Raw genomic sequence first — 24965 nt, 5'->3', positions numbered from 1 at the left:
ATCATCTTATCAGCTGGATGCGCCGTGCCGACAATGGCCGTCCTCCCGTCAACGGAAAACCCACCATGTCCGTCAAAGCCTACGGCGCCCATGCCGGCGACCAGCCCCTGGAACCCATGGAGATCGTTCGCCGCGCACCGGGTCCGCACGACGTGCGCATCGACATCGCCTTCTGCGGCATCTGCCACTCCGACCTGCACCAGGTGCGCGCCGAATGGGCAGGCACCCGGTTCCCGTGCGTGCCGGGCCATGAGATCGTCGGCCGGGTCGCCGCGGTGGGAGCGCAGGTGGCCGGCTTCCAGCAAGGCGACCTGGTCGGGGTCGGCTGCATCGTCGACAGCTGCAAGCACTGCGAGGAGTGCGACGGTGGACTGGAGAACTACTGCGACGGCATGGTCGGCACCTACAACTTCCCGACCGCCGACGCTCCCGGCCACACCCTGGGGGGCTATTCGCAGCAGATCGTCGTGCACGAGCGCTACGTGCTGCGCGTGCGCCATCCGGCCGAACAACTGGCGGCCGTGGCGCCGCTGCTGTGCGCGGGCATCACCACCTATTCGCCGCTGCGGCACTGGGGCGCCGGCCCCGGCAAGAAGGTCGGCGTGGTCGGCATCGGCGGCCTTGGCCACGTGGGCGTGAAGCTGGCCCATGCCATGGGCGCGCATGTCGTCGCGTTCACCACCTCCGACGCCAAGCGCGACGCCGCGTTGGCATTGGGTGCCGACGAGGTCGTGGTATCGCGCAATGCGCAGGACATGGCCGCCCATGCCAGGAGCTTCGACCTGATCGTCAACACGGTGGCCGCGCCGCACGACCTGGACGCGTTGCTGGTCCTGCTCAAGCGCGACGGCGCGATGGTGCTGGTCGGCGCGCCGGCCGCACCGCATCCGTCGCCGGAGGTGTTCAACCTGATCATGAAGCGCCGCACGCTGGCCGGCTCGATGATCGGCGGCATTGCGCAAACCCAGGAAATGCTCGACTTCTGCGCCGAGCGCGGCATCGTCGCCGACATCGAGCTCATCCGCGCCGACCAGATCAACGCGGCCTACGCGCGGATGCTGCAGGGCGACGTGAAGTACCGCTTCGTGATCGACAACGCCTCGCTCGCCGCCTGATCCCGCCTGATCGCCCGGAACGGCGAACGCCGCTTCCCTTCCCGCAGTGGAGAACCCCGTGCACAAGATTCTGGCGCTGCTTGCGCTGTTGATCAGTCCCCTTGCCGCAACAGGAGCAGACATGTCCCGAGGCGCGAACAACTTCTACACCAGCGACAAGGTGGCCATGCACAAGGTCGCCTTCAAGAACCAGTACCAGATGACCGTGGCGGGCAACCTGTTCGTTCCGAAGGGCCTGGACCGCAGCGCCCGCAACGCCGCCATCGTGGTGGGCCATCCGATGGGCGCGGTGAAGGAGCAAAGCGCGAATCTGTACGCGACGAAGCTGGCCGAGCGGGGCTTCGTGACCCTGTCGATCGACCTGTCGTACTGGGGAGAGAGCCAGGGCGAGCCGCGGCATCTGATCGCGCCGGAGATCTACGCCGACGACTTCAGCGCGGCGGTGGACTTCCTCGCCACGCAGGCCATCGTGGATCCGCAGCGGATCGGCGTGCTCGGCATCTGCGGCAGCGGCAGCTTCGTCATCAGCGCGGCCAAGATCGACCCGCGCATGAAGGCGATCGCGACCGTCAGCATGTACGACATGGGAGCGGCGGCGCGCAATGGGCTCGGGAACGCCACCAGCCTGGCGCAGCGCCAGGACATCATCCGGTCGGCCGTCGACCAGCGCGTGGCCGAATCCACGGGCGGCGAAGTCCGCTACATCCCCGGAACGGTCAACGAACTGGAGCGCGACACGCCGGCGATCCAGCGCGAGTTCTTCGATTTCTATCGCACCCCGCGCGGCGCCTACACGCCGAAAGGCGAGTCGGCGCAGAACACGACCAAGCCCATGCTCAGCAGCCTCGGCAGGTTCATGAACTTCTATCCGTTCAACGACATCCAGACCATCGCGCCGCGGCCGATGCTGTTCATCGCCGGCGACCAGGCGCACTCGAAGGCGTTCAGCGAGGAGGCGTTCCGCCTGGCGGGGCAGCCGAAGGAACTGTACTGGGTGAAGGGCGCGGGCCACGTGGACCTCTACGACCGCACCGACCTCATCCCGTTCGACAAGCTGGCGTCCTTCTTCAAGCAGAACCTGGGTGCACGGTAGTGCCGCGCACGACGATCGGATCGTGCCGTCCCGCGTCTGCGGTCCGCAGCGGGGCGATGCCATGAGCGCGCCGATGGAGGCGCGCACGGGAGACACGCCACGCGGCGCCACGGCAGCGCCCGCGCACTGGAGCGGCGTGTTGGCGATGACGCTGTGCGTGTTCGCGCTGATCGCGTCCGAGTTCATGCCGGTCAGCCTGCTGACGCCGATGGCCGCCGACCTGCGCGTCAGCGAGGGTCTGGCCGGCTATGGGATCGCCATCTCCGGTGCGTTCGCGGTGCTCACCAGCCTGTCCCTTCCCGCGCTGGCCGGCGCCATGGACCGCAAGCGCCTGCTGCTGGCGCTGACCGGGCTGATGGCGGTCTCCGGCGCGGTGGTTGCGCTGGCCCCGAACTATCCGACCTACCTGGCCGGCCGCGCGCTGATCGGCGTGGTGATCGGCGGGTTCTGGTCGATGTCGGCGGCGACCGCGATGCGCCTGGTGCCGCCCGGCCAGGTGCCGCGCGCGCTGGCCATCTTCAACGGCGGCAACGCGCTGGCCACGGTGATCGCGGCCCCGCTCGGCAGCTACCTGGGCGCGGTCATCGGCTGGCGCGGCACGTTCCTGTGCCTGGTGCCGGTCGCGGCCATTGCCCTGGCCTGGCAGTGGGCCAGCCTGCCGGCCATGGCCGCGGCGCGCGCGCCCGGCGCACGCAACGTGTTCGCGCCGCTCCGGCAACGCTCCGTCGCGTTGGGCATGGCGGCGTGCGGGGCGTTCTTCATGGGGCAGTTCGCATTGTTCACCTACGTGCGGCCGTTCCTGGAAACCGTGGCGCGGGCGGACGTGTCCACGCTGTCGCTGGTCCTGCTCGGGATCGGCGTGGCCGGTTTCGTCGGCACCGTGCTGGTCGGCGCGGTCCTGAAGCGCGGCCTGTATCGCAGCCTGATCGCCATCGCGCTGCTGATGGCGGCGATCGCCCTGACCCTGATCCCGTTCGGCGCGCATGTCGCCGCGGCGGCGGCGTTGCTGGCGCTGTGGGGACTGCTGGCCACCGCGGCGCCGGCGGGCTGGTGGAGCTGGATCGCGCACGCCATGCCGACGAACGCCGAGGCCGGCGGCGGGCTGATGGTGGCGGTGATCCAACTGGCCATCGCCCTGGGCTCGACCGTCGGTGGGGTGCTGTTCGACCGCGGCGGTTATGGGGTCACCTTCGCCGCCAGCGCCACCGTGCTTGTGCTCGCGGCGGCGCTGACCTGGCTGGCCTCGCGCACGAGCGCGGCGCGTGTCGCCTGAGCCGCAGCCGCGGCGGCAGGCGTTCGCAATGGCGTTGGCGCCGGGCGCCGACCGCGTGGCGCGCGGCGCCGGCAGCGGCGATCGACACTGGCCCTCAAGCCGAACGCTGGCTTGGCTGGCGCTGCTGCTCGGCCTGCCGGGGCTCGGCCGCTGCGAGGAGGCCGGCGCGCAGGCGACGTCGGCACTGCCCGCGGCCGCCGCGGCATCGATGAGCCCGAAGCAGACGCGCATGTGGATGACCGTGGGCGAACGCCGTTTCGCCGTCGCCATGGCCGACAACGCGGCTGCTCGCGCGTTCGCCGCGCAATTGCCGCTCGCGCTGCACCTGAGCGAGCTCAACGGCAACGAGAAGCACGCCGAGCTGCCGCAGCCGCTGCCGGGGCAGGCGCGCCGGCCGGGCACGCTTCGCGCCGGCGACCTGATGCTCTACGGCACGCAGACCCTGGTCGTCTTCTATTCCACATTCGCCTCTTCGTACTCCTATACCCGGCTGGGCCGCGTGCAGGACCCGGCCGGCCTGGCCCAGGCATTGGGCCGGCGCGATGTCCGGGTCGCGTTCTCCAGGGACTAGCACGGCCTCCCTGCGCGCGAGCGCCGGTGGAGCTGCGCGCCAGGCGGAGCCCGGCCGTGGCGGGCGGGTGCGAGGGCGGAGCGAACAAGTGGCGCTACGTGTGGCCGCGCGTTCGCCTGCCTCGGCATCGACGTGGTGCCCTCCTGGCAGCGCGCAACGTCGTCTGGGCCGCATGCGCCCGCAACGGAATCGCCGCCAGTCATGCTGCAGCCGACGCCGGACGCGCGCCGCCCCGCGTCTTCGCGCATGTCTGGCAGCGAATCGCAGGCACAAAAAAACCCGGAAAGCGTTGGCTTTCCAGGTTTCTCGTGACCTTGAAACTGGTCGGGGAGACAGGATTCGAACCTGCGACCTCTACGTCCCGAACGTAGCGCTCTACCAGACTGAGCTACACCCCGAAGGAGCCGCGTATGATACGGGGCTCGCCGGGGTTCGGCAAGCGCCCGCCGCAAGAAAGTTTCAGCCGCCGGTTTCCTGCTTGCGCTGCTCGCGCGCTTCGAACCACATGCCGTTGAGGATGGCGGCGGTCGAGGCCAGGCCGACGCCGAGGATCCAGGCGAAATACCACATGCTGCAATCTCCTAAGAAGGTAGGGTGGGCGAACGCGCTCAGTACGCGTTCGGGTTTTCGTCCATCGATTCGGCGGTGACCTTGCCCTTCAGCACGCGGTACACCCAGGTGGTGTAGCCGATGATGATCGGCAGGAACAGCACCGTGGCCAGCAGCATGATCCACAGCGTGAGGTGGCTGCTGGACGCGTCCCACAGGGTCAGGCTGGAGCCGGGCTGGCTGGAGGAGGGCAGCAGGAACGGGAAGATCGCAAAGCCGACGGTGAGGATGATGCCGGCGATCGCCGTGCCCGAGGCGATGAACGCCAGGCCACCGCGGCGCCTGGCCAGCAGCGCCGCGCTCAGCAGCAGGCCGAGAACGCCCAGCGCCGGCGCCAGCGCGGTCAGCGGCATGGTCTGGTAGTTGTGCATCCAGCCGCCGGCGGCGCCGATCACCGCGGTCTTCAGCAGCGGGTTGGTGGCGCCGTCGGTGACCGCCTGCGAGGTGACCTGGTAGCCGGGCAGGCCGGTCGCCACCCACACCCCGGCGGCGGCGAACAGCGCGCAGGCCACCAGCGCCGCCACGCTGCCGTAGCGCGCCGCGCGTTCGGCGACCGGGCCGTCGGTCTTCAGCACCAGCATCGCCGCGCCGTGCGCCACCAGCATGCTCACGCTGAGCAGGCCGGCCAGCAGCGCGAACGGCATCAGCAGGCCGAAGAACGAGCCGGTGTAGAACACCCGCAACGTGTCGTCGAAGTGGAACGGCACGCCGAGCAGCACGTTGCCCACCGCCACGCCCATGATCAGCGCCGGGATGAAGCCGCCCAGGAACAGCGCCCAGTCCCAGTTGTTGCGCCAGCGCTGGCTGGGCATCTTGCCGCGGAACTTGAACCCGACCGGGCGCAGGATCAGCGCGAACAGGATCACGAACATCGCCAGGTAGAAGCCGGAGAAGCTGACCGCGTACAGCGGCGGCCAGGCGGCGAAGATCGCACCGCCGCCGAGCACCAGCCAGACCTGGTTGCCCTCCCAGACCGGGCCGATGGTGTTGACCACCAGCCGGCGTTCGGCGTCGTTCCTGGCCACGAACGGCAGCAGCGCGCCGACGCCCAGGTCGAAGCCGTCCATGACCGCGAAGCCGATCAGCAGGATGCCGAGCAGCAGCCACCAGATCACGCGCAGCGTGGTGTAGTCCAGTGCAATGAAGTCCATCGTAGTTCTCCTGCCGGGATCAGAGTTGACCGGCGGCCGCAGGGGCGGCGAGCGGGGTGGCGGGGCGCGGGGTCGGCTGCAGCAGCGCAGGCAGATCGTCCGGACCCTTGCCGATCGCCTTGAGCATCAGCTTGACCTCGATGATCAGCAGCGTGGTGTAGATCGCCACGAAGCCGGCCAGGGTGATCAGGATGTCGTGCAGCGCCAGGCCCGAGGCGGCGTAGAACGTCGGCAGCACGCCTTCCACCGCCCACGGCTGGCGGCCGTACTCGGCCACGTACCAGCCGCACTCGATCGCGATCCATGGCGCCGGCAGCGTCCACACCGCCAGCTTCAGGAACCAGCGCTTGTCCTCGAAGTTGTGCTTGCACGAGAACCACAGCGCCGCGGCGAAGAACGCGATCAGGTAGAAGCCCAGCCCGGCCATCACCCGGAACGTCCAGAACAGCGGCAGCACCCGCGGCACGGTGTCCAGCGCGGCCTTGGAGATCTCCTCCGGGGTGGCGTTGAGGATGTCGTCGCGGTAGCGCTTGAGCAGCAGGCCGTGGCCCAGGTCCTGCCAGTGGCGGTCGAACACCTCGCGCGCCTGCGCGTCGTTGCGCTCGGCCTTGAGCCGCTCCAGCGCGCCGTAGGCGATCTGCCCGCCGCGGATGCGGTGCTCGGCACGCTTGACCAGTTCCAGGATGCCCGGGATCGGCGTGTCCAGCGAGCGCGTGGCGACCAGGCCCATCAGGTACGGCACCTTGATCGCGTAGTCGTTCCTGCCGGTGGCCTGGTTGGGGATGCCGAAGGCGGTGAAGTCCGCCGGCGCCTGCTCGGTCTCCCACATCGCCTCGATCGCGGCCAGCTTCATCTTCTGGTGCTCGTTGGCGGCGTAGCCGCTCTCGTCGCCGAGTACCACCACCGACAGCGACGAGGCCAGGCCGAACGCGGCGGCGACCGCGAACGAGCGCCGCGCCATCTCGCGATGCTTGCCGCGCAGCAGGTACAGCGCGCTGATCGACATCACGAACACCGCGCCGGTCACGTAGCCGGCGCTGACCGTGTGCACGAACTTGGCCTGCGCCACCGGGTTGAACACCACCGCCATGAAGTCGACCACCTCCATGCGCATCGTCTCCGGGTTGAACACCGCGCCGGTGGGGTTCTGCATCCAGCCGTTGGCGATCAGGATCCACACCGCCGACAGGTTGGTGCCCAGCGCCACCAGCCAGGTCACCATCAGGTGCTTGACCGGCGAGAGCTTGTTCCAGCCGAAGAAGAACAGGCCGATGAAGCTGGCCTCCAGGAAGAACGCCATCAGCCCTTCGATCGCCAGCGGCGCGCCGAAGATGTCGCCGACGTAGTGGCTGTAGTACGACCAGTTCATGCCGAACTGGAACTCCATCACGATGCCGGTGGCCACGCCCATGGCGAAGTTGATGCCGAACAGCACGCCCCAGAACAGGGTCATGCGCCGCCACACGTCCTTGCCGGTCATGACGTACACGCTCTCCATGATCGCGATCATGAAGGACAGGCCGAGGGTGAGAGGGACGAACAGGAAGTGGTACATCGCGGTCAGGGCGAATTGCAGCCGCGACAGCTCTACGACTGTCGTGTCGATCATGGCTGTGCTACCTCGTGGAAGATGTGCATCTGGGTGGCCGGGTAACGGGAGGTTGTGGCGGGATCTTCCGCTTCCCCGGCGCGCTCGGCCTTGATCCAGATCAATGCCGCGGTCCAGGCGCGGCGGGCATCGTGGCATCCCGGCGCCGCCGCACTGCGCGCCCTACAATGGCGATCCCGCCAGCCGCCGCGAGCCCGTCTTGACCGATCCCGCCGAGTCGTACGCCGATACGCAGCCGCAGCGGCGCCAGCGCCTGCAGTGGCTGGCGGCGCTGGCGCAGGCCGCGCGCGGCCGGCAGCGGGTGGCGGCCGCGGCGATCAGCCTGTCCGGGGCGCTGCTGATCGTGCAGGCCGGCGCCATCGCCTGGCTGGTGCAGGCGCTGCTGGTCGAGCGCCGCGCGCCGGCGGCGGGGGCTGCCGCGTTCGCGGTGCTCGCCGCGGTGCTGGCGCTGCGCGCCCTGCTGGGCTGGTGGGCGCAGCGCGCGGCCGGCGACGTCGCCGATGCGGCCAAGCTGGAACTGCGTGGGCGCGTCTACCGGCGCCTGCTGCAGCGCGGCCCGTTGTGGCTGCGCGGCCAGCGCACCGGCGAACTGGGCGAACTGCTGCTGGCGCACGGCGATGCGCTGGACGGTTACTACGCCGGCTACCAGCCGGCACGGCTGGAAGTGAGCGTGGTGCCGCTGCTGATCCTGCTGGCGGTGGGCTGGACCGACTGGGTGGTGGGCGTGCTGCTGCTGTTCACCGCGCCGCTGGTGCCGGTATTCATGATGCTGGTGGGCTGGGGCGCCGAAGCGGCCGGGCGCCGCCAGCTGCGCGAACTGGCGCGGATGGGCGGGCATTTCGCCGACCGGCTCAAGGGCCTGGGCCTGCTGCGCCTGTACGGCCGCGGCGACGCCGAACTGCTCGGCGTCGCCGCGGCCGCCGACGGGGTGCGCGAGCGCACGCTGAAGGTGCTGCGCATCGCCTTCCTGTCCTCCACCGTGCTGGAATTCTTCGCCTCGGTCAGCGTGGCGATCGTGGCGATGTACCTGGGCCTGAGCTACCTGGGCATGATCTCGCTGCATGCGGCGGTGCCGACGCTGGGCACCGGCGTGTTCTGCCTGCTGCTGGCGCCGGAGTTCTACGCGCCGCTGCGGCGCCTGGCCGCGCACTACCACGACCGCGCCAACGCGCTGGCCGCGGTGGCCGAAGTGGAGCGCCTGCTCGGCGATCTGCCCGGCGCCTCCGCTGCCGCCGCGCCGGTCGCCGCGCTCCTCGCCGAACCGCCTGCGTTCGCGGCGCCGGCGCAGGCCTTGCCGGCAGTGCCGGCCGCGCCGCGGCCGCTGCAGCCGCAGGCGGCGCCGTTGCTTCAGGTCAACGGCCTGGCGCTGCGTCCGCAGGGCGCGCGCTGCGACGTGCTGGGCGAGCTGTCGTTCACGCTCGCGGCGGGGCAGCGCCTGGCGCTGGTCGGGCCCAGCGGCAGCGGCAAGAGCACCTTGCTCGAAGCGCTGGCCGGCTGGCTGCCGCCGCGTGCCGGCAGCGTGCAGCAGCGTCCGGGGCTGCGCATCGGCTACGCCGGGCAGCGTCCTTACCTGTTCCACGGCAGCATCGCCGACAACCTGCGCCTGGCCGATCCGCACGCCAGCGCCGCGCAGTTGCATGCCGCCGCCGAGGCGGCGCAGGTGCTGCGTTTCGCCGAGCGCCTGCCGCAGGGCCTGGATACCGTGATCGGCGAACGCGGCTTCGGCCTGTCCGGCGGCGAGGCGCGGCGCATCGGCCTGGCGCGGCTGCTGCTGCGCGATCCGGAACTGCTGCTGCTCGACGAGCCGACCGCATTCCTGGATCCGGACACCGAGGCCGAACTGCTGCGCACGCTGGCCGCCTTCACCCGCGGCCGCAGCGTGATCGTCGCCACCCACAGCGAGGCGGCGATGCGCTGGGCCGACAGCGTGCTGCGCCTGGACGCGCGCGCCGCGGCAGGGGGGCAGGCATGAGCGCGCCGCGCAACGACGACGTGCGCGGCGTGTTCCGGCGCCACCGCGGCCGGCTGCTGCTGACCGCGCTGCTGCTGCTGACCACGATGCTGGCCGGCGTCGGCCTGCTCGGCCTGTCCGGCGGCTTCCTGACCGCCGCCGCGCTGGCCGGTGCGGTCGGCATGGGCAGCGGCTTCAATTTCTTCTCGCCGTCGGCGGGAATCCGCGCGCTGACCTTCGCCCGCATCGCCTCGCGCTACGGCGAGAAGCTGATCGGCCACGACGCCACCTTGCGCATCGCCCGCGACCTGCGGGTGTGGTTCTTCCGCCGCGCGCTGCCGCTGGCGCCGGCGCGGCTGGGCGCCAGCCGCACCGGCGAACTGCTGGCGCGGCTGATGTCCGACATCGGCGAGGTCGACGGCCTGGCGGTGCGGGCGCTGGGTCCGCTGGCCGCGCTGGTCGGCGTCGGCGCCCTCGGCGTGGCCGCGGCCGCACTGATCCATCCGCCGGCGGCACTGCTGCTGGCGGCGCTGGCGGCGGCGGTCGGCATCGGCGTGCCGCTGCGGGTGGCGCGCGGCGCCCGCCCGCGCGAGCAGCGCCGCGCGCAGCAGCGCGAGACGCTGCGCACGCTCGCCTACGAAGGCCTGGAAGGCGCCGCCGACCTGGCCGCGCTGGACGCGCAGGCCGACTGGATCGCGCGCGTGGAGGCCAGCGCGCAGGCGCTGCGCGGCGAGGACCGCGCGCAGCGGCACCGGCTGATCGCCGGCAACGCCCTGCATGCGGCGTGCGCGGGCGTCGGCCTGCTGGCGATGCTGTGGCTGGCGCTGGGCGCGGCGCGCGACGGCGCGATCGCCGCCGAACACGCCGCCGGGCTGCTGTTCCTGGCCGTGGCCCTGCTCGAGGTCTGGGCCGGCGCCGGGCTGGCATGGCAGGCGCTGCAGTCGGGCCGGGTCGCCGCGCAGCGGCTGCAGCGCATCGCCGGGCAATCCCCGCCGGTCGCCGATCCGCCACAGCCGCACGCGTTGCCGGCGCTGGCCGAGCTGCATTTCGACGCTGTCGCCTTCGCCTGGCCCGGCGAGCCGCGCCGCGTGCTCGACGGGGTCGAGCTGCGCATCGCGCCCGGCGAGCGCATCGCCATCTACGGCGACAGCGGCAGCGGCAAGACCACCGTGTCGGCGCTGCTGCTGCGGCTGTGGGATCCGCTGCAGGGCGCGGTCCGCTACGGCGGCGTGGACCTGCGCGACGCCGCGCAGGCGCAATGGCACCGGCGCCTGGCCTGGTTGCCGCAGGGCGCGCCGGTGTTCGCCGGCACGGTGCGCGACAACCTGCGCCTGGGCGCGCCCGACGCCGGCGACGATGCGCTGCGCCAGGTGCTGGCCGACGTGCGCCTGCGCGACTGGCTGCACGAGGTCGGCGGGCTGGACGCGTGGCTGGGCGAGAACGGCGCGACGATGTCAGCCGGCCAGGCGCGGCGCCTGGCGCTGGCCCGCGCGCTGCTGCGCGATGCGCCGCTGCTGGTGCTGGACGAGCCGACCGAAGGCCTGGACGTGGACACCGCGCAGGCGCTGCTCGCCGATCTGGCGCAGGCGCTGGGACCGCGCAGCCTGCTGCTGATCAGCCACGACGTACTGCCCGACGGCGTGGTACACCGGCGCTACCGCCTGCAGCAGGGCAGGCTGTACCAGGACGGCTAACGGCGTACGGCTGCGCGTTTCGGTTACTGATGCGCGGCACACCGGCAGCGGCAGCCCGCAGCGGCACCGGTGCCTGCGTGGCCACCGACTTTCGCATCGTGCAAAGCGCGCACCGGGCAAAGCGGCCATTGGGGCTGGCACGAGTACGTGCCACGGTTTTGCCCCTGCCAGGAACGGCAGGCGCGCAACGCCGCTGCTGGCGTGCGGACATCAGCGACCCACATTGCCGGCGGAGAGTGGGGCGTGCGCCGCGCCTGCCTGAGCCTGACGACCGAACGGGCGCCGCAACGCAACTACGAGCTGCGGGTGCTTGCGTGCCGGTGCCTCGCTCTGCCGAAACGTGCTGCACGAACGCAGGTACATGCCTGGTGGATACCAGCGCTCGCCCGCAGTTCGCGTTGGTTCATGCGGCGCTGCGGCGTCGGCATCGCGCGCCAGGCCGCGCAACGCTGCGTTTCCGCACGGCCGATCGGGCGGTCGCGTAGGCGGCCCCATCTCCGATGCTCCAACGCGTTCGCCTACGCCGCCGCAACTTTCGCCGGAGTAGGCTGGCGGCACTTTTTGAGGAGTCCTCCCCATGCGCCACGACACCGTCAATCCCGCGACCGGCCAGGTCGAATACTCGCTCGAACTGATGGATGCGGACGCGGTCGAGCAGCGCCTGGCGGCGTCGGCGCGGGCGTTCCCGGCGTGGGCGGCGCTGCCGCTGGCCGAACGCGGCGACCTGCTGCGCCGGGTCGGCGCGCAGCTGCGCGCGCAACGCGAGTCGATCCAGCGCACCATGACCGCGGAAATGGGCAAGCTGCGCAACGAGGCGCTGGCGGAGATCGACAAATGCGCCGCCGCCTGCGACCACTATGCCGAGCACGCCGCGGACTACCTGCAGGACCTGCCGGTGGCGACCGACGCGCACAGGAGCTACGTGCGCTACGAGCCGCTGGGCTGCGTGTTCGCGGTGATGCCGTGGAATTTCCCGATCTGGCAGGTGTTCCGGTTCCTGGCGCCGGCGCTGATGGCCGGCAACGTGGCGCTGCTCAAGCACGCCAGCAACGTGCCGCGCTGCGCCGATGCGATCAACGCCGTGCTCAGGGCCGCCGGCGTGCCGGACGGCGTGTTCGACGTGCTGCACATCGACAACGACCAGGCCGCCGAGGTGCTGCGCGATGGCCGCATCGCCGCGGTGACGCTGACCGGCAGCGAGCGCGCCGGGCGCTCGATCGCGGCCACCGCCGGCGAGCAACTGAAGAAGTGCGTGATGGAACTGGGCGGCAGCGATGCGTTCGTGGTGCTGGACGACGCCGACCTGGACACGACCGTGGCCGCGGCGGTGAAGTCGCGCTTCGACAACGCCGGGCAGACCTGCATCGCGGCCAAGCGCTTCGTGGTGGTCGACGCCATCGCCGACGAGTTCGTGCGCCGCTTCGTCGAGGCGGCCGCGCGGCTCAGGCTGGGCGACCCGCAGGACGAGGCGACGACGCTGGCGCCACTGGCGCGGCAGGACCTGCGCGACGAACTGCACAAGCAGGTGCAGGCGAGCATCGACAAGGGCGCCACGCCGCTGCTCGGCGCCGCGCCGGACGCCGCCACCCACGCCGGCTACCCGGCGACGATCCTGGACGACGTAGGCCCGGGCATGCCCGCCTACGACGAGGAACTGTTCGGCCCGGTCGCCGCGATCCTGCGCGTGGCCGACGAAGCCCAAGCCGTGCGCGTGGCCAACGACACCACCTTCGGCCTGGGCGGCAGCGTGTGGACGCAGGACCGCGAGCGCGGCGACCGCGTCGCCCGCCAGTTGCAGTGCGGCGCCGCCTTCGTCAACGCCATCGTCAAGAGCGACGTACGCCTGCCGTTCGGCGGCATCAAGCGCTCCGGCTTCGGCCGCGAACTGGCCGAGCATGGCATCCACGAGTTCATGAACATCAAGTCGGTGTATGTGGGGTGATGCCGGGACCAGGGACCGGGGACCGGGGACCCGGAGCGGCAAAAGCAGGACCACGCAACGGCGCAGCGCAGCTGCGCCGCTCGCGGAGGCAGCTAGCGGCGCTGCGCTTTTCCGGGTCCCTGGTCCCCGGTCCCCGGTCCCGGCTTCACAGCCACCGCGCCCGCTTGAACGCCAGATACAGCCCCAGGCATACCGCGCCGACGCCGCCGATCATCAGCGGGTAGGCCCACGGCCAGTCCAGTTCCGGCATGTGCTGGAAATTCATGCCGTACCAGCTGGTGATCAGCGTCGGTGCGGCGAGCAGCGCGGCCCAGGCGCCCAGGCGCTTGACCGTCTCGCCCTGCGCCAGCGTCACCAGCGACAGGTTCACGCTCAATGCGGTGCCCAGCATCTCGCGCAGGGTGTCGATCGCGTCGTTGGTGCGCACCGCGTGGTCGAGCACGTCGCGCAGGTACAGGCGCAGCTCGTCGGGAATCAGCGGCCCCGGGTTGCGCTTCAGGTGCGCCAGCACGTCCTGCAGCGGGGCGACCGCCAGCCGCATCTGGTTGAGCTCGCGCTTGAGCTCGTACAGGCGGATCGCGGTGTCGCGGTGGTAGGCCTCGGCGAAGATGTCCTTCTCCAGGCGCTGCAGGCTCTCGCGGAAATCGTCGAGGATCGGCTGGTAGTTGTCGACGATGTAGTCCAGCACCGCGTACAGCGCGAACGACGGGCCGAGCTGCATCAGCGCCGACTCGCGCTCCAGCCGCTCGCGCACCGGCGCGTACGGCAGCGAGGCGCCGTGGCGCACGGTCAGCAGGAAGCGCGCGCCGAGGAAGGCGTGGGTCTCGCCGTAGACGATGCGCTCCTCGATCACCTGCGCGGTATGCACCACCACGAACAGCGAGTTGCCGTAGGACTCGACCTTCGGCCGCTGGTGCGCCTTGCGCGTGTCCTCGATCGCCAGGTCGTGCAGGCCGAACTCTTCCTGCAGCAGCTGCAGCACGTCGTCCTCCGGCTCGTACATGCCGACCCAGACGAAGCCGTCGTCGCCGGCCAGCACGTCGCTGATCCGCTCCAGCGGGATGTCGTGGCGGCGGCCGTGGCCGTCGTAGTGCACGCAGTTGATGACGCAGGCGGGATTTGCGGGGATGGAGGCCATGGGCGTGGATCGTGCGCGGGCGCGCTCAGCGGCGCAAGCGGCGCTGCGTGAACGCCCAGGCCAACGCGGTGTGCACCGGCAGCAGCAATGCGATCCACTGCAGGTTGAACTGCGGCTGCATCATCGACAGCCAGTGGATCAGCAGCGCCGCGCCGGCCAGCGCCACCACCAGCCACAGCACGATGCCGAACCAGCGACCGGGCGGGCGCCGGCGCAACGCGGCCACCGCGCCGCCGACCAGAAGCAGGCACAGCGGGTTGAGCAGCAGCAGGTTGCGGTTGGCCCAGGCCGCGCGGTGCTCGGTCAGGCCCCACAGGTACAGCAGCACGCCGCCGCCGACCGCGCACAGCAGCCAGAACGGCAGCGCCAGCGCCGCCAGCAGGCGCGGCCGGCGCGAAGCGGCGACGATGCCGGCCGCGGCGACGAGCCCGGCCAGCAGCCATGGCCACCAGTGCCGAATCCGTTCCGGCGGTTCCGGCGCCTGCCGCTGCGGCAGCAGTTCCTGCCGCGCCTGCACCAGCGGGCGTCCGGCGCTGTTGCGCACCTCGTCCAGGCTCTCGGCCAGGCGCATCGGCACGAACGCTTCTTCCCAGCGCGACAGCGGCTTGTCCGCGTACGGTCCGAGCCCCAAGTCGAAGCCCAGCCACATCCATGCCGCCGGCGAGGCCAGGCGCACCGATTCGCTGCGGTAGGTGTTGCCGCGCGAGCGCCCCGACAGCTGTGCGTGCAACGCGCCGCCGAGTGCGCGGTCCAGCGCGTCGCGCACCATCGTGGCGCAGTTGGCGGTGAAGTAGTCATAGCGGTAGCGCGCGTTTTCCGGACGCGCGCGCTGCGCCAGCGCCTGTTCCAGCGCGCGCGCCTGCGCCGGCTCCAGGTCCAGCCACTGGATGCTGACCCCGCGTCCGACCTCGCGGTACTGCGCCAGGTCCTGCTCCAGCGGCAGCGCCACCAGGTAGTACATCATGTCGCCGGCGGCGAAGCGGCTGACGAAGTCCGGCTCGGTCGGGTCGAAGAAGCCGAAGTTGTACGAGGTGGCGCGGCCGCTGCGCGGATCCACCACCACGATCGCATCGTGGCCGAAGCGCTCGAAGAACACGTCGCCCGGCTGCATCGTCGCCACGCCCACGCGCGGCGCCGGCGCGGCGGCGTCGACGGGCAGGGCGGCAGCCGAAGCGGCGGTGGGCGGCGGTGCGTCCGCGGCGGCGGCGCCGGCACCGGTCTGCGCGAACGCGGTCGCCGCCAGCCACGCCAGCAGCGTGCCGAGCAGCCAGCGCGGCAGGCCGCGCGCGCGATGCGGGGCGCGAGGGATCAAGCGTCGTCCTGCGCGTCGGACGGCAGCACGGTGACGTGGAACGCCTGCACGCGACGCGCGTCGGCGCGCGCCACGCGGAACGCAAAACGGCCCAGGGTCAGTTCCTCGCCGGTTTCCGGCAGATGGCCGATCGCCTCGGTGACCAGGCCGCCGACGGTGTCGTAGTCGTCGTCGGGGAAGTCGGCGCCGAAGCGCTCGTTGAAGTCTTCGATCGGGGTCAACGCGTCGACCACGTACTGGCCGTCGGCCTGCGCGGCGATCAGCGAGGCCTCGTCCTCGGCGTCGTCGTGCTCGTCGTCGATCTCGCCGACGATCTGCTCGAGCACGTCCTCGATGGTGACCAGGCCGGCGACGCCGCCGTATTCGTCGACCACGATCGCCATGTGGTTGCGCGAAAGCCGGAATTCCTTCAGCAGCACGTTGAGCTTCTTCGACTCGGGGATCAGCACCGCCGGGCGCAGCAGTTCGCGCACCGTGCCGGGGCCGTGGTCGGCGACCACGCCGCGCAGCAGGTCCTTGGCCAGCAGGATGCCGAGGATTTCGTCCTTGTTCTCGCCGTGCACCGGGAAGCGCGAATGGCCGGACTCGACCACCTGCTTCATCAGCTCGATGAAGCGCGATTCGGCCGGCAGCGAGACCATCTGCGAGCGCGAGACCATCACGTCGCCGACGGTGAGTTCGGACACCGACAGCGCGCCTTCCATCATGCGCAGGGTATCGGCGGCGATCAGGCCGTCGTGTTGCGCGTCGCGCAGCACTTCCACCAGGTCGTCGCGGGTATGCGGGTCGCCGGAGAACACGGAGCTGAGGCGTTCCAGCCAGCCGCGGCGTTTTTCGTGGGTTTCCGGGGGGGAGCTACTAGGGTCGTCTTCGGACATGTTCTGCGGGTACGGCACCCGGCGGGCCGGGCGATGCGGGCAAGTCTAGCAGGACCGGGACGGCGTTCAGCCGGCCGCCGCCGGCGCCGGGGTGGCCAGCGGATCGGGCGCGGGCGGGGCGCTCGGGTCTTCCGGCAGGTCCAGGCTGTAGCTGCAGCCGGCCAGGGTCTTGCCCGGGTGCGATTTCACCGTCGAGACGCTGAGGATGATCGATTCGATCATCGCCTCGCCGGTCTTGGGGTCGGCGACGTCGCGGCTGACCAGCTCGCGGCCGAACATCGCCTTCTCCGGCGTGTCCACCGCTGCTTCCAGCTGCAGCTGCTTGGCCAGCGGGCGCGGGTCGGGCAGATCCAGGATCGCCATCACGCTGGCGCCGGCCACCGCGATGCGCGTGGTGCTGTGGCCGAACACCTGGATCGGGCGGATCAGCTCGTACTCGCTCATGAACAGGTTGGTCTGCGGCAGCGGCTTCCAGCCCTGCGCGACCGCCTTCAGCGGGTCGGCGAGCAGCGGCGCCAGCGCGCCGAACTCGGCGACGCTGCGGCGGCATTCGAGCAGTGCCGGCAGGTCGATGGCCTGCGCCGGCACCGCGGCGGCGGTTGCGGCGGGCGCGGCCGCCTGGGCCGGCGGCAGGGCCGCGCCGGCCAGCAGCGCGAGGAGGGCGGGCAGGCAGCGATAACGGCGCATCTCAGCGCTCTCCACGGTAGGGGTCGTCGATGCCGAGTTCGGCCAGGATCTCGCGTTCCAGCTGCTCCATCGCATCGGCGTCCTTGTCGTGCTCGTGGTCCCAGCCGAGCAGGTGCAGCACGCCGTGCACGGTCAGGTGCGCGTAGTGGGCGTTGAGCGGCTTGCCCTGTTCGGCGGCCTCGCGCGCCACCACCGGCGCGCAGATCACCAGGTCGCCGAGCAGCGGCAGCTTCACCCCTTCCGGCAGCTCGGCCGGAAAGCTGAGCACGTTGGTGGCGTAGTCCTTGCCGCGGTAGTGGTGGTTCAGCGCGCGCCCTTCCTTGTCGTCGACCACGCGGATCGCCAGGTCGGCCTCGCGGATGCGCCCCTTCAGCGCCGCGGCCACCCACTTGCGGAAGCTGGCCGCGGCCGGCAGCCCGGCGCGGGGCAGGGCGTAGCTGACGCCGACATCGAGGCGGACCGGCCCGCGGGTCATGCCGGCCCCGTCTGCTTGTCGACCGCGTCGCGCTTCTCGTAGGCGTTGACGATGCGCGCGACCAGCGGATGGCGGACCACGTCGCGCGCCTCGAAGAAGGTGAAGCTGACCCCGTCGACCTCGTGCAGCACCTCGATCGCGTCGCGCAGCCCCGACTTCACGTGCTTGGGCAGGTCGATCTGGGTCAGGTCGCCGGTGACCACGGCGGTGCTGCCGAAGCCCAGCCGGGTCAGGAACATCTTCATCTGCTCGATGGTGGTGTTCTGCGCCTCGTCCAGGATCACGTACGCATCGTTGAGCGTGCGCCCGCGCATGTAGGCCAGCGGCGCGATCTCGATGACGTTCTTCTCCAGCAGCTTGACCACCTTCTCCACGCCGAGCATCTCGTACAGCGCGTCGTACAGCGGGCGCAGGTACGGATCCACCTTCTGGCTCAGGTCGCCGGGCAGGAAGCCGAGCTTCTCGCCGGCCTCCACCGCCGGGCGCACCAGGATCAGCCGCTGCACGCGCGATTCGTTCAGCGCCTCTACCGCGCTGGCCACCGCCAGGAAGGTCTTGCCGGTGCCGGCCGGGCCGACCCCGAAATTGATGTCGTGGGTGGCGATCGCATGCAGGTACTTGGCCTGGTTGGCGCCGCGGCCGCGCACGGTGCCGCGCTTGACCTTGATCGCGACCTCCTGCGGCTCGTAGGCGCGCTCGGCCACGTGCTCGACGTTGGCCTGGTTCAGCCGCAGGTGGATGGCCTGGTTGTCGAACACCACGCTGTCGGCTTCCTCGTACAGCGCGCGCAGCAGCTTCTCGGCGGCGGTCACCGCGGCGGCCGGGCCGGTCACGCGGTAGACGTTGCCGCGGTTGGAGATCTCCACGCCCAGGCGCAGTTCGATCTGGCGCAGATGTTCGTCGAAGGGGCCGGCGAGGTTGGCCAGGCGTTCGGTGTCGGCCGGTTCCAGGGAAAAATCGCTTTGCGCGGGTGTGGTCATCAAGGCTCGGACACGGCGCGCGGAACCGCGCCAGCGTCGTTAGGACAGGGGATGGAAGCGTAGCGCGCGCGGCCGTGAAGGGCCAGACAGCGCGAACGCGGCGAGGGTGGCGAAGCAAGGCGGCGATGCTGCGCCAGGACGTTGCACGGCACTGTACGGCGCGCCTTGACGCGGTGCGGAATCGCGCGGATGGCGTGGATGCGCGGCACGGTCCGGCGTGGCGCTGTGCGGCCGCGTCGCTGCCGAATGGCCCGGCGTTGTCGGCAGGCCCGGTCATCGAGGCAGGCACGCAACGTCGGCCGATGCCGCCGTGGGATGGGGCGGCGACAAGGGGATTGCGGCGCGCTCCCGGGGCGCGTATCGCGCGCTGCCGCGCCAGGCAGCGTCAGCGCGAGTGGACCGCGTCAGTACCGGTAGCCGTCTGCCGCCGGGATGCGCCGCTTGGTCGCGATCGCATTGCCGACGCTTGTTGATGACGAGCCGATTGATGACGAGCCGACACACCGTTCGTCGGCGACCGCTTGAAATTTAATTAATTGATGAATTAAATATCTGCATGGCTACCTCCAGACCCTCCAAGCCGAGCGCACGCAAGCCGCCCGGCCACGCTCCCGCCGCTGAGGACCCCGCCGCCGACGCCGCTGCCGCCGACAGCACGCCGCCGCGCCGCGGCCGCGCGCCAGGCCGGCCGAACGCGCATTCCCCAGACCAGCGCGCGCGCCTGCTCCAGGCCGCACTGGACTGCTTTGCCGCGCAAGGCATCGCCGCCGCCTCGCTGCGCGACATCGCGCGCGCGGCCGGGGTCACGCCGGCGCTGGCGCACTACTATTTCGGCGACAAGGCGCAGCTGCTCGAGGCGGTGGTGGCCGAACGCGTGCTGCCGATCTTCGTGGAGCTGCGCCAGACGCTGCTGCAGACCGATGCCGGCGCCGGCGCGCTGATCGCCGGCTTCGTCAACGGCATCGCCGCGCTGGTGGTGCGGCATCCGTGGCTGCCGCCGCTGTGGATCCGCGAGGTGGTCAGCGAGGGCGGCGCGTTGCGCGAGCTGCTGACCACGCGGATCGGGCCGATGCTGGCGCAGCAGATGGCCGCGCGCTTCGCCCAGGCGCAGCAGCGCGGCGAACTCAACGCCGGCCTGGACCCGCGCCTGCTGATGGTGTCGCTGGTGGGACTGACCATGTTCCCGGCGGCCGGGGCGCCGATCTGGAAGCGCCTGTTCCAGGCCGAGGAGCTGGACATGGAAGCCGTGCGCGTGCACACCCTGGCGCTGCTCGAGCGCGGCCTGGAGCTGAAGCCATGAACCCGTCGATCGCCACCCGCGGGCTGCCCTGGGCGCTCGCCGCGGCGCTGCTGGGCGGCTGCCAGGCCGCGCCGCCGCAGGCCGCCGGCACGCTGGAATGGGACCGTATCGGGGTGCCGGCGCCGGCCGCCGAGCGCATCGTGCGCATCGACGTGCGCGAAGGTCAGCGCGTGCAGGCCGGGACCGCGCTGCTGCAGCTGGAGCCGGACCGCACCCAGGCGCAGCTGGACGCGGCGCGGGCGCAGGTGGCGCAGAGCCGCGGGCTGCTCGACGAACGCGTCGCCGGCCCGCGCCAGGAGGCCATCGCCCAGGCCCGCGCCAATCTGGCCGCGGTGCAGGCGCAGGCGGTGGACGCCGACGCCTACTACCGCAGGCTGCAGCCGCTGGGCGCGCGCCAGCTGGTGGCCGCGGCCGACGTGGACCGCGCCCGCGCCGCCGCCGCGCAATCGCAGGCGCAGGCCCGCGCGGCGCAGCAGGCGTTGCAGGAACTGCTGCACGGCACCCGCAGCGAACAGCTGCAACAGGGCGAGGCGGCGTTGTCGGCGGCGGCCGCGCAGGCCGCCGGACAGGCGCTGACCCTGGAGCGGCTGAGCCTGGTCGCGCCGCGCGCCGGGCGCGTGGACAGCCTGCCCTACAAGCTCGGCGACCAGGCGCCGGTCGGCGCGGCGCTGGCGATCCTGCTGGTCGGCGATGCGCCGTACGCGCGGGTCTACGTGCCCGAGCCGCTGCGCGCCGGGGTGCAGGTCGGGCAGCGCGCGCAGGTGTACGTCGGCGGCGGCGAGCGCGCCTACCCGGGACGGGTGCGCATGATCCGCAGCGAACCGGTGTTCACCCCGTACTACGCGCTCAGCGGCGACGACGCCGAACGCCTGAGCTACCTGGCCGAGGTCCAGCTGGACGCCGGCGCCGCGCAATTGCCGGCGGGGCTGCCGGTGCGCGTGCGGTTCGCGGACGGCGCGGATGAATGACGCCGCCGACATCGCGATCCGCGCGCGCGGCGTCAGCAAGCGCTTCGGCGACTTCACCGCGGTCGACGCGGTGGACCTGAGCGTGCCGCGCGCCAGCGTCTACGGCTTCCTGGGGCCGAACGGCTCCGGCAAGTCCACCACCATCCGCATGCTGTGCGGGCTGTTGACGCCCAGCGCCGGCCAGATCGAGGTGCTCGGCCTGCGCATCCCCGAGCAGGCCGAGGCGCTGCGCCTGCGCATGGGCTACATGACCCAGCGCTTTTCGCTGTACGAGGACCTGAGCGTGCGCGAGAACCTGGAGTTCCTGGCCACCGTGCAGGGCCTGTCGCGCAGCGAGCGCCGCGCGCGGGTGCAGGACCTGCTGCAAGCCTACGACCTGGACGACCGGCAGCGGCAGCTGGCCGGCACGCTCAGCGGCGGGCAGAAGCAGCGCCTGGCGCTGGCCGGCGCGGTGGTGCACCGGCCGCAGCTGCTGCTGCTCGACGAGCCGACCAGCGCGGTGGACCCGGAATCGCGCCGCGACTTCTGGGAAAAGCTCTTCGACCTGGCCGACGCCGGCACCACCATCCTGGTGTCCACCCACTACATGGACGAGGCCGAGCGCTGCCATCGGCTGGCGATCCTCGACCAGGGCCGGCTGGTCGCCGACGGCACGCCCGACACCCTGACCGCGCAGCTGCAAGGCCGCACCTTCGCGGTGCGCACCGCCGCGCCGCGGCGCGCGCAGGCGCAGTTGCATCGCAGCGCCGGCGTGCTCAGCGTGGCGCAGATCGGCAACGAACTGCGCGTGCTCGGCGCCGACGGCGGCGTCGACGCGGCGCAGCTGCGGCAGCGCCTGCGCGAGGCCGGCATCGACGCCGAACTCGCCGCGGTGGCGCCGAACCTGGAGGACGTGTTCGTCGCCGCCACTCGCCGCCGCGACGCGCAGGCGGCGGCATGAAACGGCAGCGCATCGCCGCGGTGGTGGTCAAGGAACTGCGGCAGATGCTGCGCGACCGGCTGACCCTGGCGATGATGATCGGCATCCCGACCCTGCAGCTGCTGCTGTTCGGCTATGCGATCAACCTGGACGTGCGCCATCTGCCGGCCGCGGTCGCGGACATGGCCGGCACCGCCGGTTCGCGCGCGCTGGTGCAGGACCTGTTCGCCACCGGCGTGGTCCGCGCCGCGGCGCCGGCGAGCACGCCGCAGGACATCCAGGCGCTGCTGCGCCGCGGCCGGATCAAGATCGGCGTGGTGGTGCCGGCCGACTTCGAACGCCGCCGCATCGAGGGCCGCGACGCGCTGCAGGTGATCGTCGACGGCAGCGACATCTCGGTGCAGGCCGCGGCGCGGCAGCTGGCGCAGCTGCCGCTGGACGGCGACGCCGCGGCCGCGCGGCAGACCGCCATCAGCGTGCTGCCGCTGTACAACCCGCAGCGGCGCTCGCCGGTGAACGTGGTGCCGGGGCTGATCGGAGTGATCCTGACCATGACCCTGGTGATGTTCACCGCGATGGCGATCGTGCGCGAGCGCGAGCGCGGCAACCTGGAGATGCTGATCACCACGCCGGTGTCCAGCGCCGAGCTGATGATCGGCAAGGTGCTGCCCTACGTGGCGGTGGGGCTGATCCAGACCACGCTGGTGCTGCTGCTCGGCGCCTGGCTGTTCGAGGTGCCGGTGCGCGGCAGCCTGTGGGCGGTGTACGCGGCGGCGTTGCTGCTGATCGTCGCCAACCTGAGCCTGGGCCTGCTGATCTCCACCCGCGCGCAATCGCAGTTCCAGGCGATGCAGATGACCTTCTTCCTGTTCCTGCCGTCGATCCTGCTGTCGGGCTTCATGTTCCCGTTCGACGGCATGCCGACGCTGGCGCAATGGCTGGCCGAGGTGCTGCCGCTGACCCATTTCGTGCGCCTGATCCGCGGCGTGATGCTGCGCGGCGCGCCGCTGTCGGAGCTGTGGCCGGACGTGCTGGCGTTGCTCGCGTTCACCGCGGCGATGATGGCGCTGGCGATCGCGCGCTTCCGCAAGCGGCTGGACTGAGCCGGTCCGGCGCCGCAGGCGCGCGCATGCGGCCGTGGCGCGACCGGCGCGGTCGCGCCGGCTGTGCGGTCTCGCTCGCTCAGTCCGTCGCCAGCAGGCGCCCGCGCAGCGAATTGCTCAGCGCCTCGGTGATCGCCACCTCGACGAACTGGCCGATCAGGCGCGCGTCGCCGGCGAAGTTCACCGAGCGCATGTTCTCGGTCTTGCCGGTGAGCTCGGCCGGGTTCTTCTTCGACGGGCCTTCGACCAGCACCGTCTGCACGCTGCCGACCATGCCGCGCGAGATCTGCAGCGAGTGCGCGTTGATGTGCGCCTGCAGCCGCGCCAGCCGCGCGTGCTTGACCGCATCGGAGGTGTCGTCCTCCAGGTCGGCGGCGGGCGTGCCGGGCCGGCGCGAGTAGATGAAGGAGAAGCTCTGGTCGAAGCCCACGTCCTCGATCAGCTTCATGGTCTTTTCGAAGTCGGCGTCGGTCTCGCCGGGGAAGCCGACGATGAAGTCCGAGCTGATCGAGATGTCCGGGCGCACCGCGCGCAGCTTGCGGATCTTCTGCTTGAATTCCAGCGCGGTGTAGCCGCGCTTCATCGCGCTGAGGATGCGGTCGCTGCCGGCCTGCACCGGCAGGTGCAGGTAATTGGCCAGCTGCGGCACGTCGCGGTAGGCATCGACCAGCGAATCGCTGAACTCCAGCGGGTGCGAGGTGGTGAAGCGGATGCGGCCGATGCCGTCGATCTGCGCGATGCTGCGGATCAGCAGGCCCAGGTCGGCGTACTGCGGCTGCTCCCCGGCCTCGGCATCGGCGTACGGCCCGCGGTAGGCGTTGACGTTCTGGCCGAGCAGGTTGATCTCGCGCACGCCCTGCGCGGCCAGCTGCGCCACCTCCACCAGCACGTCCTCGAACGGGCGGCTGATCTCCTCGCCGCGGGTGTAGGGCACCACGCAGAACGAGCAGTACTTGGAGCAGCCCTCCATGATCGACACGAACGCCGACGGGCCTTCGGCGCGCGGTTCGGGCAGGCGGTCGAACTTCTCCACCTCCGGGAAACTGATGTCCACCTGCGACTTGCCCGATTCGCGCCGCGCGCGGATCAGCTCCGGCAGGCGGTGCAGGGTCTGCGGGCCGAACACCAGGTCCACGTAGGGCGCGCGCTTGACGATCGCCTCGCCCTCCTGCGACGCCACGCAGCCGCCCACGCCGATGATCACCGGCCGGCCGCCGGCCTTCAGCGCCTTCCAGCGGCCGAGCTGGCTGAACACCTTCTCCTGCGCCTTCTCGCGGATCGAGCAGGTGTTGACCAGCACCACGTCGGCTTCTTCGGGGTTGTCGGTCAGCTCCAGGCCCTCGGCGGCGGCGAGCACGTCGGCCATCTTGGCCGAGTCGTACTCGTTCATCTGGCAACCGTGGGTCTTGATGTACAGCTTGCCGCGCACCGCGGGCGTGGCCGCGGCCGGGGTGCCGGCGGAGGGCAGGGGATGCAGGACGGTCCCGGTCATGGCGCTTAATCCAGGCGGGTGGAAAGGGAAGCCGGCTAGTCTACCCGGGCCGGCTTCCGCGCGCAGGCGGCTCAGGCCTCGGCGGCCGCGTCGACCGCCTGCGCGCGCTGCACCGCCGGCCGCGCCGCCATGCGTTCGACATAGGCGCGGGTCGGCGCCGGCGGGTCCATCAGGCCGAAGCCGACCATCCAGCCCAGCGCGCTGCCCCACAGCACGTCGGCCGCGGTGCAGCGCTCGCCCAGCAGGTAGTCGCCGCGCGCCAGCTGGTCGTCGACCACGCCCATCACCGTGTCGCAGTCGGCATAGGGCGACAGCGCCCGCGGCGGCGCCTGGCGCTTGAGCGCGCGGTCGATCACCGCCGGCTCGAACGCCGAGCCGTAGAACGCCAGCCAGCGCAGGTAGGGGCCGCGGCGCGGATCGCCCATCGCCGGGGCCAGCCCCGCCTCGGGGTACAGGTCGGCCAGGTACTGGTAGATCGCGACCTGTTCGGTGATCGCCACCCCCGCGTGGACGATCGCCGGGACCTTGCCCATCGGGTTGATCGCCAGGTACTCCGGCGCCAGCTGTTCGCCCTTCTGCAGGTCCAGGCGCTCGATCGCATAGTCGGCGCCCAGTTCCTCGAGCAGGATCAGCACGCCCTTGGAGCGCGATTTGGCGTTGTGGTACAGGGTGATGTGGCGGTCGGCGGTGGGCATGGCGGGCGCT

The 24965-nt window shown here is 71.4% G+C and carries 22 protein-coding genes and 1 tRNA gene; 11 read left to right on the top strand and 12 right to left on the bottom strand.

Translation table 11 applies throughout. The features are described 5' to 3' along the window. Nucleotides 1–65: 65 nt before the first annotated feature. The 4 genes from JR065_RS12885 (at nt 66) to JR065_RS21540 (ending at nt 4052) form a co-directional block, all read left to right on the top strand. The gene (locus tag JR065_RS12885; RefSeq protein ID WP_206234627.1) at nt 66–1115 is read left to right on the top strand and encodes an NAD(P)-dependent alcohol dehydrogenase; all 1050 of its coding nucleotides are present in this window, start codon (nt 66–68) and stop codon (nt 1113–1115) included. A gap of 121 nt (nt 1116–1236) precedes the next feature. After that, the gene (locus JR065_RS12880; RefSeq protein ID WP_206234626.1) at nt 1237–2208 is read left to right on the top strand and encodes an alpha/beta hydrolase; all 972 of its coding nucleotides are present in this window, start codon (nt 1237–1239) and stop codon (nt 2206–2208) included. 61 nt (nt 2209–2269) lie between these two features. After that, a complete protein-coding gene (locus tag JR065_RS12875) occupies nt 2270–3481 on the top strand; it encodes an MFS transporter (RefSeq protein ID WP_241093598.1) in 1212 nt (403 codons plus the stop codon). 34 nt (nt 3482–3515) lie between these two features. Further along, entirely contained in the window at nt 3516–4052 is a 537-nt protein-coding gene (locus JR065_RS21540; protein ID WP_241093597.1) for a cyclophilin-like fold protein, read from the top strand. 321 nt (nt 4053–4373) lie between these two features. Here the strand turns inward: JR065_RS21540 and JR065_RS12865 are convergent. From JR065_RS12865 to JR065_RS12850, 4 genes are all read right to left on the bottom strand, one after another. Next, nucleotides 4374–4450 (bottom strand) — tRNA-Pro (locus JR065_RS12865). A 61-nt stretch (nt 4451–4511) separates the two neighbouring features. After that, complete coding sequence (cydX, locus tag JR065_RS12860; RefSeq protein WP_206234624.1) at nt 4512–4622, bottom strand: cytochrome bd-I oxidase subunit CydX; 111 nt, start codon at nt 4620–4622, stop codon at nt 4512–4514. A gap of 38 nt (nt 4623–4660) precedes the next feature. After that, nucleotides 4661–5812 (bottom strand): cytochrome d ubiquinol oxidase subunit II, encoded by a 1152-nt coding sequence (gene cydB, locus JR065_RS12855; RefSeq protein WP_206234623.1) that lies wholly within the window; start codon nt 5810–5812, stop codon nt 4661–4663. A gap of 19 nt (nt 5813–5831) precedes the next feature. Further along, a complete protein-coding gene (locus tag JR065_RS12850; RefSeq protein ID WP_206234622.1) occupies nt 5832–7421 on the bottom strand; it encodes a cytochrome ubiquinol oxidase subunit I in 1590 nt (529 codons plus the stop codon). 199 nt (nt 7422–7620) lie between these two features. Here JR065_RS12850 and cydD point away from each other — a divergent pair, with 199 nt between their 5' ends. From cydD to JR065_RS12835, 3 genes are all read left to right on the top strand, one after another. Continuing rightward, nucleotides 7621–9393, top strand: a complete 1773-nt coding sequence (cydD, locus tag JR065_RS12845; RefSeq protein ID WP_241093596.1) for a thiol reductant ABC exporter subunit CydD — start codon at nt 7621–7623, stop codon at nt 9391–9393. Beyond that, complete coding sequence (gene cydC, locus JR065_RS12840; RefSeq protein WP_206234619.1) at nt 9390–11066, top strand: thiol reductant ABC exporter subunit CydC; 1677 nt, start codon at nt 9390–9392, stop codon at nt 11064–11066. Before cydD ends, cydC begins: the two co-directional genes overlap by 4 nt. A 577-nt stretch (nt 11067–11643) precedes the next feature. Then, the gene (locus JR065_RS12835; RefSeq protein WP_206234618.1) at nt 11644–13008 is read left to right on the top strand and encodes an NAD-dependent succinate-semialdehyde dehydrogenase; all 1365 of its coding nucleotides are present in this window, start codon (nt 11644–11646) and stop codon (nt 13006–13008) included. Nucleotides 13009–13153: 145 nt separating this feature from the next. Here the strand turns inward: JR065_RS12835 and JR065_RS12830 are convergent, their stop codons facing one another. The 6 genes from JR065_RS12830 to JR065_RS12805 form a co-directional block, all read right to left on the bottom strand. Next, the gene (locus JR065_RS12830; RefSeq protein ID WP_206234616.1) at nt 13154–14146 is read right to left on the bottom strand and encodes a magnesium and cobalt transport protein CorA; all 993 of its coding nucleotides are present in this window, start codon (nt 14144–14146) and stop codon (nt 13154–13156) included. Nucleotides 14147–14171: 25 nt separating this feature from the next. Further along, nucleotides 14172–15257, bottom strand: coding sequence for a DUF4105 domain-containing protein (locus tag JR065_RS12825; protein WP_206234658.1), 1086 nt, complete (start codon nt 15255–15257; stop codon nt 14172–14174). Nucleotides 15258–15454: 197 nt separating this feature from the next. Next, on the bottom strand, nt 15455–16336 hold the full coding sequence (locus tag JR065_RS12820) for an HlyC/CorC family transporter (RefSeq protein WP_206234615.1): 882 nt from the start codon (nt 16334–16336) through the stop codon (nt 15455–15457). Nucleotides 16337–16402: 66 nt separating this feature from the next. After that, complete coding sequence (locus tag JR065_RS12815) at nt 16403–17023, bottom strand: hypothetical protein (protein ID WP_206234613.1); 621 nt, start codon at nt 17021–17023, stop codon at nt 16403–16405. A gap of 1 nt (nt 17024) precedes the next feature. After that, on the bottom strand, nt 17025–17498 hold the full coding sequence (gene ybeY / locus JR065_RS12810; RefSeq protein WP_206234612.1) for an rRNA maturation RNase YbeY: 474 nt from the start codon (nt 17496–17498) through the stop codon (nt 17025–17027). Beyond that, nucleotides 17495–18478: a PhoH family protein gene (locus JR065_RS12805; RefSeq protein ID WP_206234610.1), complete on the bottom strand. Its 984-nt coding sequence runs from the start codon at nt 18476–18478 to the stop codon at nt 17495–17497. Before JR065_RS12805 ends, ybeY begins: the two co-directional genes overlap by 4 nt. Nucleotides 18479–19034: 556 nt before the next feature. Here JR065_RS12805 and JR065_RS12800 point away from each other — a divergent pair. Genes JR065_RS12800 through JR065_RS12785 form a run of 4 tightly spaced genes read left to right on the top strand, consistent with a single transcriptional unit; the run spans nt 19035 to nt 22768 of the window. Further along, nucleotides 19035–19778, top strand: a complete 744-nt coding sequence (locus tag JR065_RS12800; protein WP_206234609.1) for a TetR/AcrR family transcriptional regulator — start codon at nt 19035–19037, stop codon at nt 19776–19778. After that, nucleotides 19775–20746, top strand: coding sequence for an HlyD family secretion protein (locus tag JR065_RS12795; RefSeq protein WP_206234607.1), 972 nt, complete (start codon nt 19775–19777; stop codon nt 20744–20746). The genes JR065_RS12800 and JR065_RS12795 overlap by 4 nt, the downstream gene beginning before the upstream one ends. Before the next feature lie 16 nt (nt 20747–20762). Then, nucleotides 20763–21686 carry an ATP-binding cassette domain-containing protein gene (locus JR065_RS12790; protein WP_206234657.1) on the top strand — a complete coding sequence of 308 codons (924 nt, stop codon included), beginning with the start codon at nt 20763–20765 and terminating at the stop codon, nt 21684–21686. Then, nucleotides 21683–22768 (top strand): ABC transporter permease, encoded by a 1086-nt coding sequence (locus JR065_RS12785; RefSeq protein WP_206234606.1) that lies wholly within the window; start codon nt 21683–21685, stop codon nt 22766–22768. Before JR065_RS12790 ends, JR065_RS12785 begins: the two co-directional genes overlap by 4 nt. Nucleotides 22769–22847: 79 nt before the next feature. On the opposite strand, the gene miaB is transcribed toward JR065_RS12785, so the two are convergent. Both miaB and JR065_RS12775 read right to left on the bottom strand, forming a co-directional pair. Continuing rightward, a complete protein-coding gene (miaB, locus tag JR065_RS12780; RefSeq protein WP_206234605.1) occupies nt 22848–24260 on the bottom strand; it encodes a tRNA (N6-isopentenyl adenosine(37)-C2)-methylthiotransferase MiaB in 1413 nt (470 codons plus the stop codon). Between the two features lie 71 nt (nt 24261–24331). Beyond that, a complete protein-coding gene (locus tag JR065_RS12775; RefSeq protein ID WP_206234604.1) occupies nt 24332–24955 on the bottom strand; it encodes a glutathione S-transferase family protein in 624 nt (207 codons plus the stop codon). Nucleotides 24956–24965: the final 10 nt, after the last annotated feature.

It is taken from the genome of Xanthomonas sp. (genome assembly GCF_017163755.1).
In the GTDB taxonomy this organism is placed as follows: Bacteria; Pseudomonadota; Gammaproteobacteria; order Xanthomonadales; family Xanthomonadaceae; genus Xanthomonas_A.
Note: the sequence above shows the minus strand (reverse complement) of the source record. Positions and strands in the feature narration are given on the sequence as shown.

Coding starts and splice junctions, on each gene's coding strand:
- JR065_RS12885 (WP_206234627.1), top strand. CDS start 66: ATGTCCGTCAAAGCCTACGGCGCCCATGCCGGCGACCAGCCCCTGGAA.
- JR065_RS12815 (WP_206234613.1), bottom strand. CDS start 17,023: ATGCGCCGTTATCGCTGCCTGCCCGCCCTCCTCGCGCTGCTGGCCGGC.
- cydC (WP_206234619.1), top strand. CDS start 9,390: ATGAGCGCGCCGCGCAACGACGACGTGCGCGGCGTGTTCCGGCGCCAC.
- JR065_RS12825 (WP_206234658.1), bottom strand. CDS start 15,257: ATGCAGCCGGGCGACGTGTTCTTCGAGCGCTTCGGCCACGATGCGATC.
- ybeY (WP_206234612.1), bottom strand. CDS start 17,498: ATGACCCGCGGGCCGGTCCGCCTCGATGTCGGCGTCAGCTACGCCCTG.
- JR065_RS12795 (WP_206234607.1), top strand. CDS start 19,775: ATGAACCCGTCGATCGCCACCCGCGGGCTGCCCTGGGCGCTCGCCGCG.
- JR065_RS12850 (WP_206234622.1), bottom strand. CDS start 7,421: ATGATCGACACGACAGTCGTAGAGCTGTCGCGGCTGCAATTCGCCCTG.
- cydX (WP_206234624.1), bottom strand. CDS start 4,622: ATGTGGTATTTCGCCTGGATCCTCGGCGTCGGCCTGGCCTCGACCGCC.
- JR065_RS12880 (WP_206234626.1), top strand. CDS start 1,237: ATGTCCCGAGGCGCGAACAACTTCTACACCAGCGACAAGGTGGCCATG.
- JR065_RS12775 (WP_206234604.1), bottom strand. CDS start 24,955: ATGCCCACCGCCGACCGCCACATCACCCTGTACCACAACGCCAAATCG.
- JR065_RS12800 (WP_206234609.1), top strand. CDS start 19,035: ATGGCTACCTCCAGACCCTCCAAGCCGAGCGCACGCAAGCCGCCCGGC.
- JR065_RS12875 (WP_241093598.1), top strand. CDS start 2,270: ATGAGCGCGCCGATGGAGGCGCGCACGGGAGACACGCCACGCGGCGCC.
- JR065_RS12835 (WP_206234618.1), top strand. CDS start 11,644: ATGCGCCACGACACCGTCAATCCCGCGACCGGCCAGGTCGAATACTCG.
- JR065_RS12820 (WP_206234615.1), bottom strand. CDS start 16,336: ATGTCCGAAGACGACCCTAGTAGCTCCCCCCCGGAAACCCACGAAAAA.
- cydB (WP_206234623.1), bottom strand. CDS start 5,812: ATGGACTTCATTGCACTGGACTACACCACGCTGCGCGTGATCTGGTGG.
- miaB (WP_206234605.1), bottom strand. CDS start 24,260: ATGACCGGGACCGTCCTGCATCCCCTGCCCTCCGCCGGCACCCCGGCC.
- JR065_RS12830 (WP_206234616.1), bottom strand. CDS start 14,146: ATGGCCTCCATCCCCGCAAATCCCGCCTGCGTCATCAACTGCGTGCAC.
- JR065_RS12785 (WP_206234606.1), top strand. CDS start 21,683: ATGAAACGGCAGCGCATCGCCGCGGTGGTGGTCAAGGAACTGCGGCAG.
- JR065_RS12805 (WP_206234610.1), bottom strand. CDS start 18,478: ATGACCACACCCGCGCAAAGCGATTTTTCCCTGGAACCGGCCGACACC.